Source organism: Janthinobacterium sp. SUN073 (assembly GCF_030397665.1).
GTDB lineage: Bacteria > Pseudomonadota > Gammaproteobacteria > Burkholderiales > Burkholderiaceae_D > Janthinobacterium.
In genome coordinates, this window is sequence record NZ_JAPUBT010000013.1 from 152,855 (window position 1) to 167,887 (window position 15,033).

Here is a 15,033-nt window from a genome sequence, read left to right on the forward strand (position 1 = left end):
TTGTGTCGCCCTCCTCTATCAACAATACCGATTAAACGTCGATATTGCCCGCCCGCAGCGCATTATTCTCAATAAATGCCCTGCGTGGTTCCACGTCGTCGCCCATCAGCGTTGTGAAGATTTGATCCGCCGCAATGGCGTCTTCGATCTGCACTTTCAACAAGCGGCGTACGGTTGGGTCCATCGTGGTTTCCCACAGCTGATCCGGGTTCATTTCGCCCAGACCTTTGTAGCGCTGTTTCGAGACGGTGCGTTCGGCTTCGTCGCGCAGCCATTGCATGGCCTGGTGGAAGTCGACCACGGCGATTTCCTTCATGCGCTCGCCTTCGCCGCGGCGCACGAAGGCGCCTTCGCCGATCAGGCCTTCGAAGGTGGCGGCGCCGCTGCTCAGCACGGCGTAGTCGGGGCCTTGTACGAAGTCGGCGTCGATGGCCGTCACTTTGATGTTGCCGTGGTGCATGCGCTCGATGCGCAGCATGTGTTTTTCCGACAAGTCGTCGGAACGCACGTGCACGCGCACGGCGCTGTCGTTGATGGCAGTCTGCAGGGCCAGGGCGGAGGTTTCCGCCAGGTCCAGCGTCGACAGGTCCAGCTGCACGCCCGTCATGATGGCCGTCAGGGCGGCGCGGTCGATGACGCGCGTCAGACGCGTCATGATGGTGTTCGACAGGTTGAACTTGCGCACCAGTTCCGTCAGCGTTTCGCCGGAAATGCCTTCCGCGCCTGTGCGCGGCACCAGCACGGCCGTGTTCAGCGCCACCGTCATCATGTAGCTGGCCTCTTCGGCGTCATCTTTCAGATAGCGCTCGTCGCGGCCCGATTTCACTTTGTACAGCGGCGGTTGCGCGATGTAGATGTGGCCGCGCTCGACCAGTTGCGGCATCTGGCGGTAGAACAGGGTCAGCAGCAGGGTACGGATGTGGGCGCCGTCGACGTCCGCGTCGGTCATGATGATGATGCGGTGGTAGCGCAGCTTTTCGACGTTGAATTCGTCCGGTCCGATCGAGGTGCCGAGGGTGGCGATCAGGGTGGTGATCTGCTCGGACGACAGCATTTTCTCGAAACGGGCTTTTTCCACGTTCAAGACTTTACCGCGCAGCGGCAGAATCGCCTGGAATTTGCGGTCGCGCCCCTGTTTTGCCGAGCCACCTGCCGAGTCACCCTCGACGATGTACAGTTCGCACAGGGCGGGGTCTTTTTCCTGGCAGTCGGCCAGCTTGGCCGACAGGCCCAGGCCGTCCATGATGCCTTTGCGGCGCGTCAAGTCGCGGGCCTTGCGGGCCGCTTCGCGGGCGCGTGCCGCTTCGACGATCTTGCCGCAAATGATCTTGGCGTCGTTCGGTTTTTCTTGCAGGTAATCTGCCAGGGTCTTGGCGACGATCTCTTCGACCGGGCCGCGCACTTCGGACGACACCAGCTTGTCTTTCGTCTGCGACGAGAATTTCGGTTCCGGCACTTTCACGGACAGCACGCAGGTCAGGCCTTCGCGCATGTCGTCGCCGCTGATTTCCACTTTCGCCTTTTTGGCGAACTCGTGTTCATCGATGTATTTGTTGATCACGCGCGTCATGGCCGCGCGCAAGCCCGTCAGGTGGGTGCCGCCGTCGCGTTGCGGGATGTTATTCGTAAAGCACAGCACCTGTTCGTTGTAGGCATCGTTCCACTGCATCGACACGTCGACCGAGATGTTCGTGCCCTGGTCCGACAGGCGCTCGCCCGTGGCCTGGAAAATGGTCGGGTGCAAGACCGACTTGGCCTTGTTGATGTACTCGACGAAGCCGCGCGTGCCGCCTTCGAAGGCGAAGATTTCTTCCTTGCCCGTGCGCTGGTCGGACAATTTGATCTTGACGCCATTGTTCAGGAAGGACAGTTCGCGGATGCGCTTGGCCAGGATTTCGTAGTGGAATTCCACGTGCGTGAAAATTTCTTCATCGGCCCAGAAATGCACGTCGGTGCCGCGCTTGTCCGTGTCGCCGATGACCTTGATCGGCGAGGTGGCGATGTCGCCCACCATGACGATCTGGCGGTCTTGCGGCACGCCGCGCACGAATTCCATGTGATGCACTTTGCCATCGCGGCGGATGGTCAGTTTCAGCAATTTCGACAGGCCATTGACGCAGGACACGCCCACGCCGTGCAAACCGCCCGATACCTTGTACGAGTTCTGGTCGAACTTGCCGCCCGCGTGCAGCTCGGTCATGACGATTTCCGCCGCCGAACGCTTCGGATCGTGCTTGTCGTCCATTTTCAGGCCGGTCGGCACGCCGCGGCCATTGTCGGTGATCGAGATCGAATTGTCGCTGTGGATGGTGACGTGGATGTCCGTGCAGTGGCCGGCCAGCGATTCATCGATGGAGTTGTCCAGCACTTCGAATACCAAGTGGTGCAAGCCGGTGCCGTCCGAGGTGTCGCCAATGTACATGCCCGGGCGTTTGCGTACGGCTTCCAGGCCTTCCAGGATCTGGATGGAGGAGGCGCCGTATTCTTCCGTTTTGGCCTGGATCGGGGTGTCTTGTGGATTCTCGGACATGGACTGCTTTCTCAATTAACTATTGCGGTAGGGGTCAGACCCTCTGGGTCTGACCCCAGCTTCTCATTGGGGTTTGGGTTGCGTGATTGCTTTAACCCCAACAGCAACTGCCGGGGTCGGACCCAAAGGGTCCGACCCCTTTTTTTATATGCGCATCGGCATGACAACGTACTTGAAGTCCGCATTGTCCGGGATGGAGATGAGTGCGGACGAGTTCGAATCACCGAGCGCGATGTTGACGTATTCGCATTTCAGGTTGTTCAGCACGTCCAGCAGATACGTCACGTTGAAGCCGATGTCGACGGAATCGCCGCCGTAGTCGATTTCCAGCTCTTCGACGGCTTCTTCCTGGTCCGCATTGGTCGAGCTGATCTTCATGCTGCCCGGGGTGATGATGCAGCGCACGCCCTTGAACTTGTCGCTGGTCATGATGGCGGCGCGTTGCAGCGAGCGCAGCAGTTCATCGCGGCCGATGGTGAAGTCGTTTTTGTAGCCTTTTGGAATCACGCGCGTGTAGTCGGGGAACTTGCCTTCCACCAGCTTCGAGATCAGCTCGATGTCGGCAAAGGTCAGTTTCACCTGGTTGGCGGCGATGTCCAGCTGCACCGGTTCATCGTTCTCTTCCAGCAGGCGCTGCAGTTCGATGATGGTCTTGCGCGGAATAATCACTTCCTGGCGCGCAAACGTCTGCTCGGTGGCGACCTGGCAAAACGCCAGGCGGTGGCCATCGGTGGCCACGGCGATGACATTATTGCCATCTAGAACCAGCAGCAAGCCGTTCAGGTAGTAGCGGATGTCTTGCTGCGCCATCGAGAAATGCACCATATTGAACAGGTGCTTCAGCGTCTTTTGCGGCAGGGTGACGGACGCGTTGTAGCTTTCCGCCTGTTGCACGGTAGGAAACTCTTCCGCCGCCAGGGTTTGCAGGGCGAAGCGCGACTTGCCCGTTTGCACGGTCAGGCGCTTGTTCAGCAGGGTCATCGTGACGTCGCCCGATTCGGGCAGGGCGCGCAAAATGTCCAGCAGCTTGCGCGCGGCCACGGTGGTGCCGGTCACGTCCGCACCGGAACCGATTTCCGCGTGCGTGGTGATCTGCACTTCGGTGTCGGTCGACAGGAAGGAGACATTTTCACCGTCTTTGCGGATGAGGATATTGGCCAGAATCGGCATAGTGTGCCGACGCTCGACAATACCGCTCACGATCTGCAGTGGCCGGAGAAGGGTATCTCGGGTGGTTTTGACCAATTGCATATTTATCCTCAATGTATAGGTTGAACAGTACGATGTTTAACGTATTAATTTAACAATTGTTGCCATAGGGAGCCCCGACAGACCGGCTGCGGTGCCCTCCCAGATGATAAGGGTAAAGCACGTTTTGAGCCAGTCTTGCCAAATGGTGCTTAGCCCTTCAACGTTTGCTCCAGCACATGCAATTCGTGGTTGCATTCCGGGTTCTTGGTGCGGTCCAGCGCGATCTTGCGCACGGCATGCAGCACCGTGGTGTGGTCGCGGCCGCCGAACAGCTCGCCGATTTCCGGCAGGCTCTTCTGTGTCAATTCCTTGGCCAGGTACATGGCGATCTGGCGCGGCCGGGCGATATTCGCGGGCCGGCGCTTCGAATACATGTCGGCCACCTTGATATTGAAGAAGTCGGCCACCGTTTTCTGAATGTTTTCCACGGAAATCTGGCGGTTCTGCACCGACAGCAAGTCCTTCAGGGCTTCCTTGACGATATCGATCGTGATGTCCTTGCCATGGAAACGCGAGTACGCCAGAATTTTGCGCAGCGCGCCTTCGAGCTCGCGCACGTTCGAGCGCAAGTGCTTGGCGACAAAGAAGGCCACGTCGTCGGAGAAGGTCACGCCTTCCTGCTTGGCTTTTTTCAGCAGAATCGCCACGCGCATTTCCAGTTCCGGCGGTTCGATGGCCACCGTCAGGCCCGAGTCGAAGCGCGAAATCAGGCGGTCGTCCATGCCCGTGATTTCCTTCGGATAGGTATCCGAGGTGATGATGATCTGTTTCTTTGCAGCAATTAATGCCTCGAACGCATAGAAAAACTCTTCCTGCGTGCGGCTCTTGCCGCCAAAGAACTGGATATCATCGATCAGCAGCATGTCGAGCGAGTGATAGTAATGCTTGAAGTCGTCGAAACCCTTGCGCTGGTAAGCGGTCACTACGTCGCGAACATACTGTTCTGCGTGGATGTAGCGGATCTTCGCGCCCGGATTGTCGGCCATCACCTGGTTGCCGATGGCGTGGATCAAGTGGGTTTTACCCAGGCCGACGCCGCCGTAGAAGAACAGCGGGTTATATGACACGCCCGGATTGTTCGCCACCTGGATGGCGGCGGCGCGCGCCAGCTGGTTGGCCTTACCCGTCACGAAGCTGTCGAAAGTCAGGTCGGTGTTGATGCGGCTCTGCTCGCGGCGCGGCGCCGCGCCGATGCTCAGTTCCGGCACGCTGGGCTGCGGCTCCGCGGCGCGCGCGCTGGGCGCGCCGCCATTCGGATCGCTGGCCGGGGTGCTGGCGGTGACGGGCTTCTTCGGCAGGGCCAGGCGCGGGTCGAGCACGAACTGCACTTCCGTGGGCGCTTCGAAGTACTGTATGGCCAGGGCAGTGATGCGGCTGGCGAACTGGGTCTTGACCCAATCGAGCTTGAAGCGATTGGGCGCAGCAATGCGCAGCTTGCCCTCTTCGTAATCGAGAGGGATAAGCGGTTTGATCCACGCACTGAATTGTTGCGGTGTCAGCTCCAGTTCCAACTGCGCGGAACAGGCCTGCCAGAAATTATCCATGTATGTCTATGTGAAAAGGTGTGGGAGGGCGTATCGATTCTGCCCTGCGTTCACCGTGTTGCAAGGCCGGCGTCGCGCGAGGGCTCGCCACACGTAACGCGCTATTCTACTCCCGACTGCCAAAGTTATCCACAGGCACAGCTGTTATTTTTCTGTGGCGGGGTGGGGCGCCGTGTGTATAAGAGGCGACTTATCCCCCGGTTATCCCGATGCAGGCCGTGCTGGCGCGGCCTGTGGCGGGGGCTTGCCGGCGGATGGGGGCCGGCGCGAAAATTTCCGGGCGATCACGGCAATCCTTGACAAGAGGGGGGCATATGCTGAATAATTCAGGGTTCCCCGCCCGTATTCCGTGTTTATTCATTTGGAACGACAATATGGACTAAGCGTGGATTAAGCGGGCGATGAGATTGGCCAGCTTGTGCCTTGGCATAAGTGCGCGATTGTCATTGGCACCAAAAACTGACGGGACGTCAGACCCGATTTTGCATTTTTTTTGTTTTTAGCGAGACCAACATGAAACGTACTTACCAACCTTCCGTCGTTCGCCGCAAGCGTACGCACGGCTTCCGCGCTCGTATGGCTACCCGTGGTGGCCGTGATGTGCTCAACGCACGTCGCGCAAAGGGCCGCAAACGTCTGGCCGTATAGGCTTGTCGTTGACAGCTGATCGCGTGGCTAGCTGTACTCCAGTCGGCAATCAACGCGAAGGTTCACACGACTTCGCGCGCGTTCGGCGTATCGTTAAAACGGATGAATTTTCATCCGTTTTTCGTTTGCGCCCTTCGCAAAAAACAGCGCATTTTGTGCTGTACACCCGACACAATCAATTGCCGCATGCGCGGCTGGGCGTCGTTGTGGCGAAGCGTTTCGCGCCACGCGCGGCGACCCGCAACACGATCAAGCGCGTCACGCGCGAGCTGTTTCGCAACAGCGCGATGCCGCCGGTCGACTGCGTGGTGCGTTTATCGCGCGCCGTCAACAGCAAGGATGGCCCGGCCACCACGACCCAGCTCAAAGCCGAGCTGCGTGAAGAATTGGGCCACCTGTTCGCGGCGCAAATCGCCGCCCAGGCCCGCTCTGTTGCTGCGCCACCACCGTCCGCGCCATGAAAACCCTGCTGCTGTTCCTGCTGCGCGCTTATCAGTTGCTGATCAGCCCCATGCTGGGACAGAATTGCCGTTTCTATCCGAGTTGTTCGCATTACGCGATGGAAGCGCTGCGCGTGCACGGTACTGCCAAGGGCAGCCTGCTGGCTGCCAAGCGGCTGTGCCGTTGCCACCCCTGGAATGAAGGGGGCGTCGACCCGGTGCCGCCGGCCGATTGCAAACAATCTTCAACGACCGCTTGCGGTTGCAACCACTCCTGACAAATACCCTAATGGATATCAATAAACGTACCATCCTGTGGATCGTGTTTTCCGTCTCGCTGGTAATTCTCTGGAACGAATGGATGATCTCGAACGGCAAGCCGTCGATGTTCTCCGCGAACACGGAACAAACCGCCAAGGCGCCTGCGACCCCTGCCAAGACGGCTGCCCTGGCTGCCTCGGCTGCGGCAGGCGTGCCTGCCCTGCCGGGTGAGGCTGTCGATCCCGCCGCGTTCAAGCGCGAAGTGATTACCATCACCACCGACGTCATCAAGGTCGACATCGACACCCTGGGCGGCCAGGTCAAGCGTCTGGAATTGCTGAAATTCAAGGGCGCGGGCAATCCGGGCTGGTTTGGCGGCTGCTTCGGCCTGTTCAAATGGTGCCAGCCTGACGAAGGCAAGCAAAACGAAGTGCTGTTCGACGAAGGTGCGAACCACACCTACCTGGCGCAATCGGGCCTGGTCGGCGGTCCGTTCCCTACCCATGCGAGCGGTTTCACCGTGCAGCCTGGCGTGCGCACCATCGGTGACGGCAAGCAAGTGCAACTGGTGATGGAAGCGGTCGAAGGCGGCGTCAAGCTGACCAAGACGTTTACGTTCAAGCGCGGCGACTACGTCATCGACGTGCGCCACGACGTGGCCAACGTGGGCGCGGCGCCTGTCACGCCACAGCTGTATCTGCAACTGACGCATGATGGCAACAAGCCGGTCGGCGACTCGTTCTTCAACAGCAGCTTCACGGGTCCGACCCTGTACACGCCGCAAGACAAGTACCAGAAGCTGACGTTCGAGAAAATCGAAAAAGCGGCACTGGAAGACGAGAAGAAGGGCAACGACAACGCCATGAAGGGCCTGCATCCGGCCACGGCGAATGGCGGCTGGTTTGCGATTTCGCAACATTTCTTCGTTTCCGCCTTTGTTCCGCCTGAAAACGCCAAGCGCGACATCTTCACCAAGAAGGTCGGCCCCAATCTGTACGCCATCGGCAACGTGCTGCCATTGCCTACCCTGGCGCCAGGCGCCACGGCCAGCATGGACAGCAAGCTGTACTCGGGTCCGCAAATCGCGCACCTGCTGGAATCGGTATCGCCTGGCCTGGAACTGGTCAAGGATTACGGCTGGCTGACTATCATCGCCAAGCCGATCTTCTGGGTCATGGAACACATCCACAGCGTGCTGGGCAACTGGGGCTGGACCATCATCGCCTTCACGATCCTGATCAAGCTGGCGTTCTTCCCCCTGTCGGCCGCCGGCTACCGCAGCATGGCCAAGATGAAACTGGTCACGCCGAAGATGCAAGCGATCCGCGAGCGCTACAAAGGCGACCCGCAAAAGATGAACCAGGCCACGATGGAGCTGTACAAGACGGAAAAGATCAATCCGCTGGGCGGCTGCCTGCCGATCCTGATCCAGATGCCCGTCTTTATCGCCCTGTACTGGGTGCTGAACGCGTCCGTGGAAATCCGCGGTGCGCCATGGATAGGCTGGATCACCGACCTGGCCCAGCATGACCCATGGTGCATCCTGCCGGTGCTGTACGCGATCTCGATGTACATCACGACCAAGCTGAACCCGGCCCCGGCCGATCCGATGCAAGCGAAGATGATGCTGTTCATGCCACTGGCATTCTCGGTGATGTTCTTCTTCTTCCCGTCGGGCTTGGTACTCTACTGGGTCGTCAACAACGTCCTGTCGATCGGCCAGCAATGGGTGATCACCAAGAAATACGCGCCTGCCGCCAAGTAATTCCGGCCAGCGAACAGAAAGCCCGCCTAGTGCGGGCTTTTTTTTGGGGGTCAGACCCGCCGGGTCTGACCCCAGCCCTTACAATATCCCCATGAAACTCGACTCTTCCCCTATCGCCGCCATCGCCACCGCTCCCGGGCGCGGCGGCATCGGCGTGGTACGCGCCTCCGGCAAAAACCTCGCACCGCTGATGACGGCCCTGTTCGGCGCGCAGCAACTCAAACCGCGCCACGCCACCTATTTACCGTTCACGGAAGCCGATGGCAGCATCATCGACCAGGGCATCGCCATCCACTTCAAGGGCCCGCAGTCGTACACGGGCGAAGACGTGCTGGAATTGCAGGGTCACGGCGGCCCTATCGTGTTGCAGCTGCTGCTGGCGCGCGTGCTCGAGGCGGGCAAGGACAACGGCTTGCGCCTGGCCGAGCCGGGCGAATTCACGCGCCGCGCCTTTTTGAATGACAAGCTGGATCTGGCACAAGCCGAGGCCGTGGCCGACCTGATCGACGCGTCCACGGAGGCGGCCGCCAAGTCCGCCTCGCAATCGCTGTCGGGCGCGTTCTCCAACACCATCCACGCGCTGGTGGAGCAGGTGACGGGTTTACGCATGCTGGTCGAGGCGACCCTGGATTTCCCGGAAGAGGAAATCGATTTCCTGGAAAAATCGAACGCCCGCGGCCAATTAAAAGCCGTCATCGAAGCCTTGAATAAAGTGTTTGCCCAGGCGGCGCAGGGCGCGCTGCTGCGCGAAGGCCTCAATGTCGTGCTGGCGGGCCAGCCCAACGTGGGCAAATCGTCGCTGCTGAACGCGCTGGCCGGCGCCGACGTGGCGATTGTGACGCCGATTGCCGGCACCACGCGCGACAAGGTCAGCGAAACCATCCAGATCGAGGGCATTCCGCTTAACATCATCGATACGGCCGGCATCCGCAGCGCGGGCGACACCATCGACGCCGTCGAGCGCATCGGCATCGAACGCACCTGGGGCGAAATCGGCAAGGCCGACGTCATCCTGCACTTGCTTGACGCAGATCATGGTCCCACGCTGGCCGATGAAAGCATCGTCGCCGCCTTCCCCGAAGGCGTGCCCGTGGTGCGCGTGTGGAACAAGATTGATCTCTCTGGCCACAAGCCCGGCGTGGATGCCTTGCCGGACGCCACGCACGTGTATCTGTCGGCGCACGAGCACATCGGCATCGATTTGCTGCGCGCCGAGCTGCTGCGCATCGCCGGCTGGCAGCAGACGGGCGAATCGCTGTACCTGGCGCGCGAACGCCATTTGATCGCGCTCAAGTCGGCGGGCAAGCACCTGGACATCGCCGCCGCGCACGCGGCGCAGGATGATCAGTCGCTGGACCTGTTCGCCGAAGAGCTGCGTCTGGCACAGGTGCAGCTGTCGAGCATCACGGGCGAATTTTCACCTGACGATCTGCTGGGCGTGATCTTCAGCCGTTTCTGCATCGGCAAGTAAGGAGCGGTTGATGAAGCTTGTGCTCGCTTTCATGCTGGGCTGCCTGCCTATGCTGGCTGGCGCCCAGGAAAAACTGCCGCGCGACGTGGCCCGGTTCGTCGAGAACGCCGAGATGTGCCAGCACTTTGCCGGCGAGTGGGATGACAACGACAAGGCGCGCCAGCGCGAGATCACGCAGGCCATCGAACAATCGTGCGGGCTTGCGCAACGGCAGTGGAAGCGCCTGGCTGCTAAGTATGCGGGGCAGCCGGCGATCAAAAAAGTCATCGACGAGCATGCGAATGATGCGGTCAGGAGCTTTCGGAAATAAGTATCAGAGGTGTTTTTTGCATACACCTCGAACGGCGAAAAGACCGGCGCTCGATCTGTTCGCCGAAGAGCTGCGCCTGGCGCAGGTGCAACTGTCGAGCGCCACGCGCGAATTTCGCCTGTGATTTATTGGATGTGGTTTTCAGCCGGCTCTGTATCCGCAAGCAAATTCATATTGATTGCGGAACAGCAATAGCTTGCCGTGTGACGGTTTTATAGTCGGAATTCCCAACCAGGAGTTCCTATGACATATCCTTCATTCCCGCGTAGCACCGCTATTGTTTTTTTCGCATTGGCGCTTGTTTCTCCTATCGCGGTTTTGGCTGCCGCCCCACTGCAATTGACGATCGACACTGTGCTACCGCCTGATCCTGGTGCTGCTGGCAAACAAACGCTTGCCGGTATTGATAGCAATGATGATGGTGTGCGCGATGATGTCGAGTTGTTTCTGCTGCGGCATTTTTCGCGAGATGCCCGGCTTCTGCGGGGCATGGCAAATGTTGCCATCAGCAACCAGGCGGCTACTCTGGCAACCACACCCTGGGAATCGTCACATGCGCATTCGATGGCGATATGCAGCAGTGAATGCCTAGCTGGCCTTGGCGAGCTGGTCCCCGAGGATGAAAACAAGGTAGGTCAAGTGATGGCCTTGCTTGTCAATACACCCCAGCGCAAGGAAGCCATCCAGGCGCACGGTGCGCGTCTTGCCAATATGACTTTCGTCATGCGGCAGGAGACAGAGTGGGAGCCTTACTGCATGGAACGGGCCGATCTTGTGGGGCCGAGTGTGCAAACCCAGCCTCGCCGCGAATAGCGCCATTTGCTGCCATGTATCCCACGGGAGCGCGGTCTATTGAGCATGCTCATACCGCATCAACTTTAATGACGTAATCTTGCTGAGCGGCCTTGAAGTGCCGCTAGGAAAGGAAGCGCCATGGACAGCAAACAGCCGGATGTCGTGGAATGCGAGGATGAGGTAGTGGCGCGACCACTGCCTGCCATGCCGGAATTGATCGCCTCCTTGCCGCCGAAGGGCGCGTGCTGGTATTGCGACAAGCCGCTCGACGCCGTGCGCCGTTTCTGTTGCAAGAGTTGTGGCGTGGCGTATGCGGAAGAGGCGCAGTACAGCAGCTGAGCGTTAGCGCCGCCGCAGCAGCGCCGCCAGCGCGCCGTCAAAGTCGAACTCATGGGCGGCGGCCGCCACTTCCTGGTAGACGTGCACACCCAGGCTGGCGGCCAGCAGGCTGGCCGAGTTTTCCAGGATGTCGATGGCCGCGCCATCGCCTTCGCGCAGATGGCTGGCCAGGCGCGCCAGCAGCAGCTGGATGGCCGGTGCGGCCGGGTCGGGCGCCACGTCTTGCGCCGCCGTGTGGGCGGTCTCCGGCGTGCCCAGCATGCTGCTGACGGCGCCGAGCAATTGATCCTGCGCCAGTTCCAGCTGCAGCATCTGTTGGGCCAGGTCGGGCGCCTGCGCACGCAGCGCCGACTCGAGGGTTGTCGCCAGGCCGTGCACGTGGCGTGCACCGATCATGCCGGCGGCGCCTTTCAGGGTATGCGCCTTCAGGCGCGCGGAAGCATAGTTGCCAGTATCGAATTCGGCGCGGATCTGGCACGGCGTGGTGCCGTGGTCATGCAGGAAGCGGCGCAGGATTTTCAGGTACAGGATGCGGTCGCCCATGATGCGGCCCAGTCCGTTCTCGACGTCGAGAATACGGACCATGTCGGATGCCGCGACGGCGGCATCATCATCGCAAGTGGCGTGTGGTTTCAGCATGCTGTGCAGAGAGCCCCAAAACTTGTCACTGTCGTAAAGCAGGAAGTGCTATTTTACATCCTGTCGTGCTCAACGCCGCGTCCGCTTGCCACGCTAGCGCGTGCTGAATGACCAGCTGTGCGTGATGTCCGCGCCATTGACTTTGCCGATGAAACTCACGTCATAGCTGGTGTTTCCGCTCAGGGGCGCCAGCGGAATGATGGACGCGGCCGAGACCGGCGTATGCGCATCGTTGCCGCTGGTGAGCAGGCGCACCGCCAGGTCCGTGCCGGCGCCGCGCTGGCGCACGCTGAACGCCGTCACGCTGACGGGCGTGCCGTAATTGGCATGCACGCTGATCGGGTAGCCGACCACATCCTGGTTCGGCACGGGATCGGGCGATTCGTTATCGCTGGAGAAACTGACGGCCACTTTTTGCTGCCCGCTGAAGGGATAGGTGACGATCTGTCCCGCCGCCAGCCCGGGGCCATAGTTGCGGTTGCTTGCCAGGTCGGTGGTGAAATACGCATAGCCGGCGCCACTGACAGCCGCGCCCGCGCCACCTTCCTTGAAGAGCGGCTCGAAAATGACGAAGCGGTGATAGATGGCCGTGACCAGTTCTTCGGCCAGGTAAAAGCCGGACGTGTTGCTCGCGCCGGCGATGACTTCGCCCTGCAGCGACGTGACGACGTAGCCGGCCTTGGCCAGGCGCTCGCCTAGTGTGACGCCGGTAAAGCCGGGCTTGCCCTGCACCTGTTCGTGCGCCACCGTATTGTTGAGGTTCAGATAGCTGGAATGGCCCAGGGCCGCGCTGTCGATCAAGCCGTTGCGCGCCAGTGGCGACAGGCCGATCTGGCTGCGCCGGTAGTTGAACCAGTTGAAGCCATCGGTGGCAATATTGTTGCTGAGAGCGGGAGCGCCCGGTTCCTGTACCAGCTGCCCGGCCGGGGTCGAGGTGCTTTGCGCGGCATTGCTGCTGTCGCTGCTGCCTCCGCCACAGGCGCTCAACAGGGCTGCGCTCAGCAGGGCGGGTATCCAGCGTTTCCAACGCAGTGACGAGACAATCAAGTTGACTCCTGTATAGGTGGGCGGACAGCGGTGGGGGCCGGCGTGCTGCCCGGTGAAACGATTCTAAGGCATTTTGATCTGCTGTAGAGCATCCATGAAAAGATATGTCGTGCGCTCGTGCGAGGACGCTCCCGCCGCTGCGCAGGGTAGAATGAGCGCAGCGCAGCGTTTGCCGCTGCATTGCCTCATTCCCGCTACTTTGATTGCCCATAATTTGAACACCTTGCCCAAGTCGCGCCTGCAGCGCGCCAAATACGCCTTGCCCAGCATGGTGACTTTGCTGTCGATAGCCTGCGGCTTTGCCAGCATCGTCATTTCCGTCGATAACGCCCCGGTGGGCGACGCGGATGCCTACCGCCTGGCGGCGGCGCTGCTGGTGCTGGCCGGCGTGTTCGATGCGCTCGACGGCTATGTGGCACGCCTGACGAACACCAGTTCGCAGTTCGGCGTGCAGCTCGATTCCATCGCCGACGTGATGAATTTCGGCTGTGCACCCGCCGTCTTGTTGTACTGCTATGGTTTTGTGCAGATGGGCGTGCACGATCCCCTGCTGCTGCGCTTTGGCGGCATGGCCAGCTTCTTCTTCGTCGCCTGCGGCGCCATGCGCCTGGCGCGCTTCAATGTGAATGTGGGGCGCACCGACCCCCTGTATTTCGTCGGCATGCCGATCACGGCCGGCGCCGCCTGCGTGGCGGCCGTGGTGGTGGCCTGGCCGGCACCCATCGATTCCATGCTGCACAGCTATCTGCTGATGCTGCTGCTCGTCGGCGTGGGCAGCCTGATGGTGTCGACCTTGCGTTTCCCCAGCTCCAAGCAAAAGAAAAGCCTGGCCGCGCTGCTGGTGCTGATCCTTGCCATCGCCCTGCTGGTGTGGCTGAAGACCAGTTTCTTTGCGCTGTTCTTCGCCGTCTACATCGCCGCCACCCTGCTGCTCAACCTGGCGTGGTATCTGGGCTGGCGCGGTATTGCGTTACCTCAAGTGTTCAACGATCCGGACGAGATCGATTAATCTCAGGCTACCTCGTGCCCGCGCGCGGCGCGCAGGATGGCGAACCAGTCGCTGCGGCTGAGCGAAAATTGCGTGCCTTCCACGGCCACGCCCACCGCTTCGATGCGGCCCGTGCCCGTCAGCGGCAGGGGACGGCAAGGCAATTGCATGATCCACGCAAACACCACGCTGGCAAACGGCCGCTGCAGCTGGTCGGCGATCTGCTTGATGACATTGCGCAAGTTCTCCACATTCGCATCGCCCCCCTGGAACAGGCGCCCGCCCGCCAACGGCGACCAGATCATCGGCGCCACTCCCACGTCTAGCAAGCCGTCGAAGGTTTCGTCGAACAGGGGCGCCACGTGCAGCGGCGAAAATTCCACCTGGTTCGTCACCAGCGGGAAACGCCGGTGCAGGCATTCGAACTGGTGGCGGCTGAAATTCGATACGCCAAAATGCAGCACCTTGCCATCTTGCTTCAATTGGCTGAAGGCGCCGGCAATCTCGTCGAAATCCATCAGCGGGTCGGGACGGTGGATCAGCAACAAGTCCAGGCGGTCCGTCTGCAACTGGCGCAAACTGTGTTCCACGGAGCTGGTGATGTGCGCCGCGCTCGTGTCGTAATGCTGGATGGCATGGCCGGGACGGTGCGGCGAGAGCAGCTTGATGCCGCATTTGCTGACCAGCTCCATCTTGTCGCGCAAGCCCGGCTGCAAGGCCAGCGCTTCGCCAAATAGCCCTTCGGCGCTGTAATCGCCATAGATATCGGCATGGTCGAAACTCGATACGCCCAGCGCCAGGCATTGCTCGATGAAGGCCAGGCGTTGCTGCGCCGACATATTCCACTCGCCGATGCGCCACATGCCGGCGACGATGCGCGACAGTTCGGGGCCGTTGGCACTCAAACGGCTGCGTGGTGCTTGCAGGCTGGCGGGAAATACATGGCTCATGGGCTGGCTTTCTGATGGTGGCGTGTGGGGATACCCTACGATTATAGCCAGCTAC

15 protein-coding genes are annotated in these 15,033 nt (G+C 60.5%); 9 read left to right on the forward strand and 6 right to left on the reverse strand.

Annotation, left to right across the window (positions count from 1 at the left end):
- Positions 1-31: 31 nt before the first annotated feature.
- From gyrB to dnaA, 3 genes are all read right to left on the reverse strand, one after another.
- Positions 32-2,530: a DNA topoisomerase (ATP-hydrolyzing) subunit B gene (gene gyrB / locus O0882_RS25910; RefSeq protein ID WP_289952647.1), complete on the reverse strand. Its 2,499-nt coding sequence runs from the start codon at positions 2,528-2,530 to the stop codon at positions 32-34.
- A gap of 144 nt (positions 2,531-2,674) precedes the next feature.
- Positions 2,675-3,781, reverse strand: a complete 1,107-nt coding sequence (gene dnaN, locus O0882_RS25915; protein WP_034754341.1) for a DNA polymerase III subunit beta — start codon at positions 3,779-3,781, stop codon at positions 2,675-2,677.
- A 149-nt stretch (positions 3,782-3,930) separates the two neighbouring features.
- On the reverse strand, positions 3,931-5,325 hold the full coding sequence (dnaA, locus tag O0882_RS25920; RefSeq protein ID WP_034781304.1) for a chromosomal replication initiator protein DnaA: 1,395 nt from the start codon (positions 5,323-5,325) through the stop codon (positions 3,931-3,933).
- Positions 5,326-5,838: 513 nt separating this feature from the next.
- On the opposite strand from dnaA, the gene rpmH reads away from it, so the two are divergent.
- The 8 genes from rpmH to O0882_RS25960 all read left to right on the forward strand — a co-directional run bounded on the left by rpmH (position 5,839) and on the right by O0882_RS25960 (position 11,354).
- Entirely contained in the window at positions 5,839-5,973 is a 135-nt protein-coding gene (rpmH, locus tag O0882_RS25925; RefSeq protein ID WP_010401996.1) for a 50S ribosomal protein L34, read from the forward strand.
- 23 nt (positions 5,974-5,996) lie between these two features.
- Complete coding sequence (gene rnpA / locus O0882_RS25930) at positions 5,997-6,434, forward strand: ribonuclease P protein component (RefSeq protein ID WP_289952681.1); 438 nt, start codon at positions 5,997-5,999, stop codon at positions 6,432-6,434.
- Positions 6,431-6,691: a membrane protein insertion efficiency factor YidD gene (gene yidD, locus O0882_RS25935; RefSeq protein ID WP_010401993.1), complete on the forward strand. Its 261-nt coding sequence runs from the start codon at positions 6,431-6,433 to the stop codon at positions 6,689-6,691. Before rnpA ends, yidD begins: the two co-directional genes overlap by 4 nt.
- Positions 6,692-6,702: 11 nt before the next feature.
- Positions 6,703-8,439, forward strand: a complete 1,737-nt coding sequence (yidC, locus tag O0882_RS25940) for a membrane protein insertase YidC (protein ID WP_289952649.1) — start codon at positions 6,703-6,705, stop codon at positions 8,437-8,439.
- Positions 8,440-8,530: 91 nt separating this feature from the next.
- A complete protein-coding gene (mnmE, locus tag O0882_RS25945; protein ID WP_289952651.1) occupies positions 8,531-9,910 on the forward strand; it encodes a tRNA uridine-5-carboxymethylaminomethyl(34) synthesis GTPase MnmE in 1,380 nt (459 codons plus the stop codon).
- Between the two features lie 10 nt (positions 9,911-9,920).
- The gene (locus tag O0882_RS25950; protein ID WP_289952652.1) at positions 9,921-10,220 is read left to right on the forward strand and encodes a hypothetical protein; all 300 of its coding nucleotides are present in this window, start codon (positions 9,921-9,923) and stop codon (positions 10,218-10,220) included.
- Positions 10,221-10,463: 243 nt separating this feature from the next.
- Positions 10,464-11,033, forward strand: a complete 570-nt coding sequence (locus O0882_RS25955) for a hypothetical protein (protein WP_289952654.1) — start codon at positions 10,464-10,466, stop codon at positions 11,031-11,033.
- A 120-nt stretch (positions 11,034-11,153) separates the two neighbouring features.
- A complete protein-coding gene (locus tag O0882_RS25960) occupies positions 11,154-11,354 on the forward strand; it encodes a hypothetical protein (protein ID WP_289952655.1) in 201 nt (66 codons plus the stop codon).
- A 3-nt stretch (positions 11,355-11,357) separates the two neighbouring features.
- Here the strand turns inward: O0882_RS25960 and O0882_RS25965 are convergent, their stop codons facing one another.
- Both O0882_RS25965 and O0882_RS25970 read right to left on the reverse strand, forming a co-directional pair.
- Entirely contained in the window at positions 11,358-11,993 is a 636-nt protein-coding gene (locus O0882_RS25965; protein ID WP_289952657.1) for an Hpt domain-containing protein, read from the reverse strand.
- Positions 11,994-12,086: 93 nt separating this feature from the next.
- The gene (locus O0882_RS25970; protein ID WP_354670294.1) at positions 12,087-13,040 is read right to left on the reverse strand and encodes a CAP domain-containing protein; all 954 of its coding nucleotides are present in this window, start codon (positions 13,038-13,040) and stop codon (positions 12,087-12,089) included.
- A gap of 238 nt (positions 13,041-13,278) precedes the next feature.
- Between O0882_RS25970 and pssA the strand changes: the two genes are divergently transcribed.
- Positions 13,279-14,049: a CDP-diacylglycerol--serine O-phosphatidyltransferase gene (pssA, locus tag O0882_RS25975; RefSeq protein WP_289952685.1), complete on the forward strand. Its 771-nt coding sequence runs from the start codon at positions 13,279-13,281 to the stop codon at positions 14,047-14,049.
- A gap of 2 nt (positions 14,050-14,051) precedes the next feature.
- On the opposite strand, the gene O0882_RS25980 is transcribed toward pssA, so the two are convergent.
- Positions 14,052-14,978, reverse strand: coding sequence for an aldo/keto reductase (locus tag O0882_RS25980; RefSeq protein WP_289952659.1), 927 nt, complete (start codon positions 14,976-14,978; stop codon positions 14,052-14,054).
- Positions 14,979-15,033: the final 55 nt, after the last annotated feature.

What these genes read in the sequence shown, in the direction of transcription:
- gyrB (WP_289952647.1), bottom strand. Translation starts at nt 2,530, where the DNA reads ATGTCCGAGAATCCACAAGACACCCCGATCCAGGCCAAAACGGAAGAA.
- dnaN (WP_034754341.1), bottom strand. Translation starts at nt 3,781, where the DNA reads ATGCAATTGGTCAAAACCACCCGAGATACCCTTCTCCGGCCACTGCAG.
- dnaA (WP_034781304.1), bottom strand. Translation starts at nt 5,325, where the DNA reads ATGGATAATTTCTGGCAGGCCTGTTCCGCGCAGTTGGAACTGGAGCTG.
- rpmH (WP_010401996.1), top strand. Translation starts at nt 5,839, where the DNA reads ATGAAACGTACTTACCAACCTTCCGTCGTTCGCCGCAAGCGTACGCAC.
- yidD (WP_010401993.1), top strand. Translation starts at nt 6,431, where the DNA reads ATGAAAACCCTGCTGCTGTTCCTGCTGCGCGCTTATCAGTTGCTGATC.
- yidC (WP_289952649.1), top strand. Translation starts at nt 6,703, where the DNA reads ATGGATATCAATAAACGTACCATCCTGTGGATCGTGTTTTCCGTCTCG.
- mnmE (WP_289952651.1), top strand. Translation starts at nt 8,531, where the DNA reads ATGAAACTCGACTCTTCCCCTATCGCCGCCATCGCCACCGCTCCCGGG.
- O0882_RS25950 (WP_289952652.1), top strand. Translation starts at nt 9,921, where the DNA reads ATGAAGCTTGTGCTCGCTTTCATGCTGGGCTGCCTGCCTATGCTGGCT.
- O0882_RS25955 (WP_289952654.1), top strand. Translation starts at nt 10,464, where the DNA reads ATGACATATCCTTCATTCCCGCGTAGCACCGCTATTGTTTTTTTCGCA.
- O0882_RS25960 (WP_289952655.1), top strand. Translation starts at nt 11,154, where the DNA reads ATGGACAGCAAACAGCCGGATGTCGTGGAATGCGAGGATGAGGTAGTG.
- O0882_RS25965 (WP_289952657.1), bottom strand. Translation starts at nt 11,993, where the DNA reads ATGCTGAAACCACACGCCACTTGCGATGATGATGCCGCCGTCGCGGCA.
- O0882_RS25980 (WP_289952659.1), bottom strand. Translation starts at nt 14,978, where the DNA reads ATGAGCCATGTATTTCCCGCCAGCCTGCAAGCACCACGCAGCCGTTTG.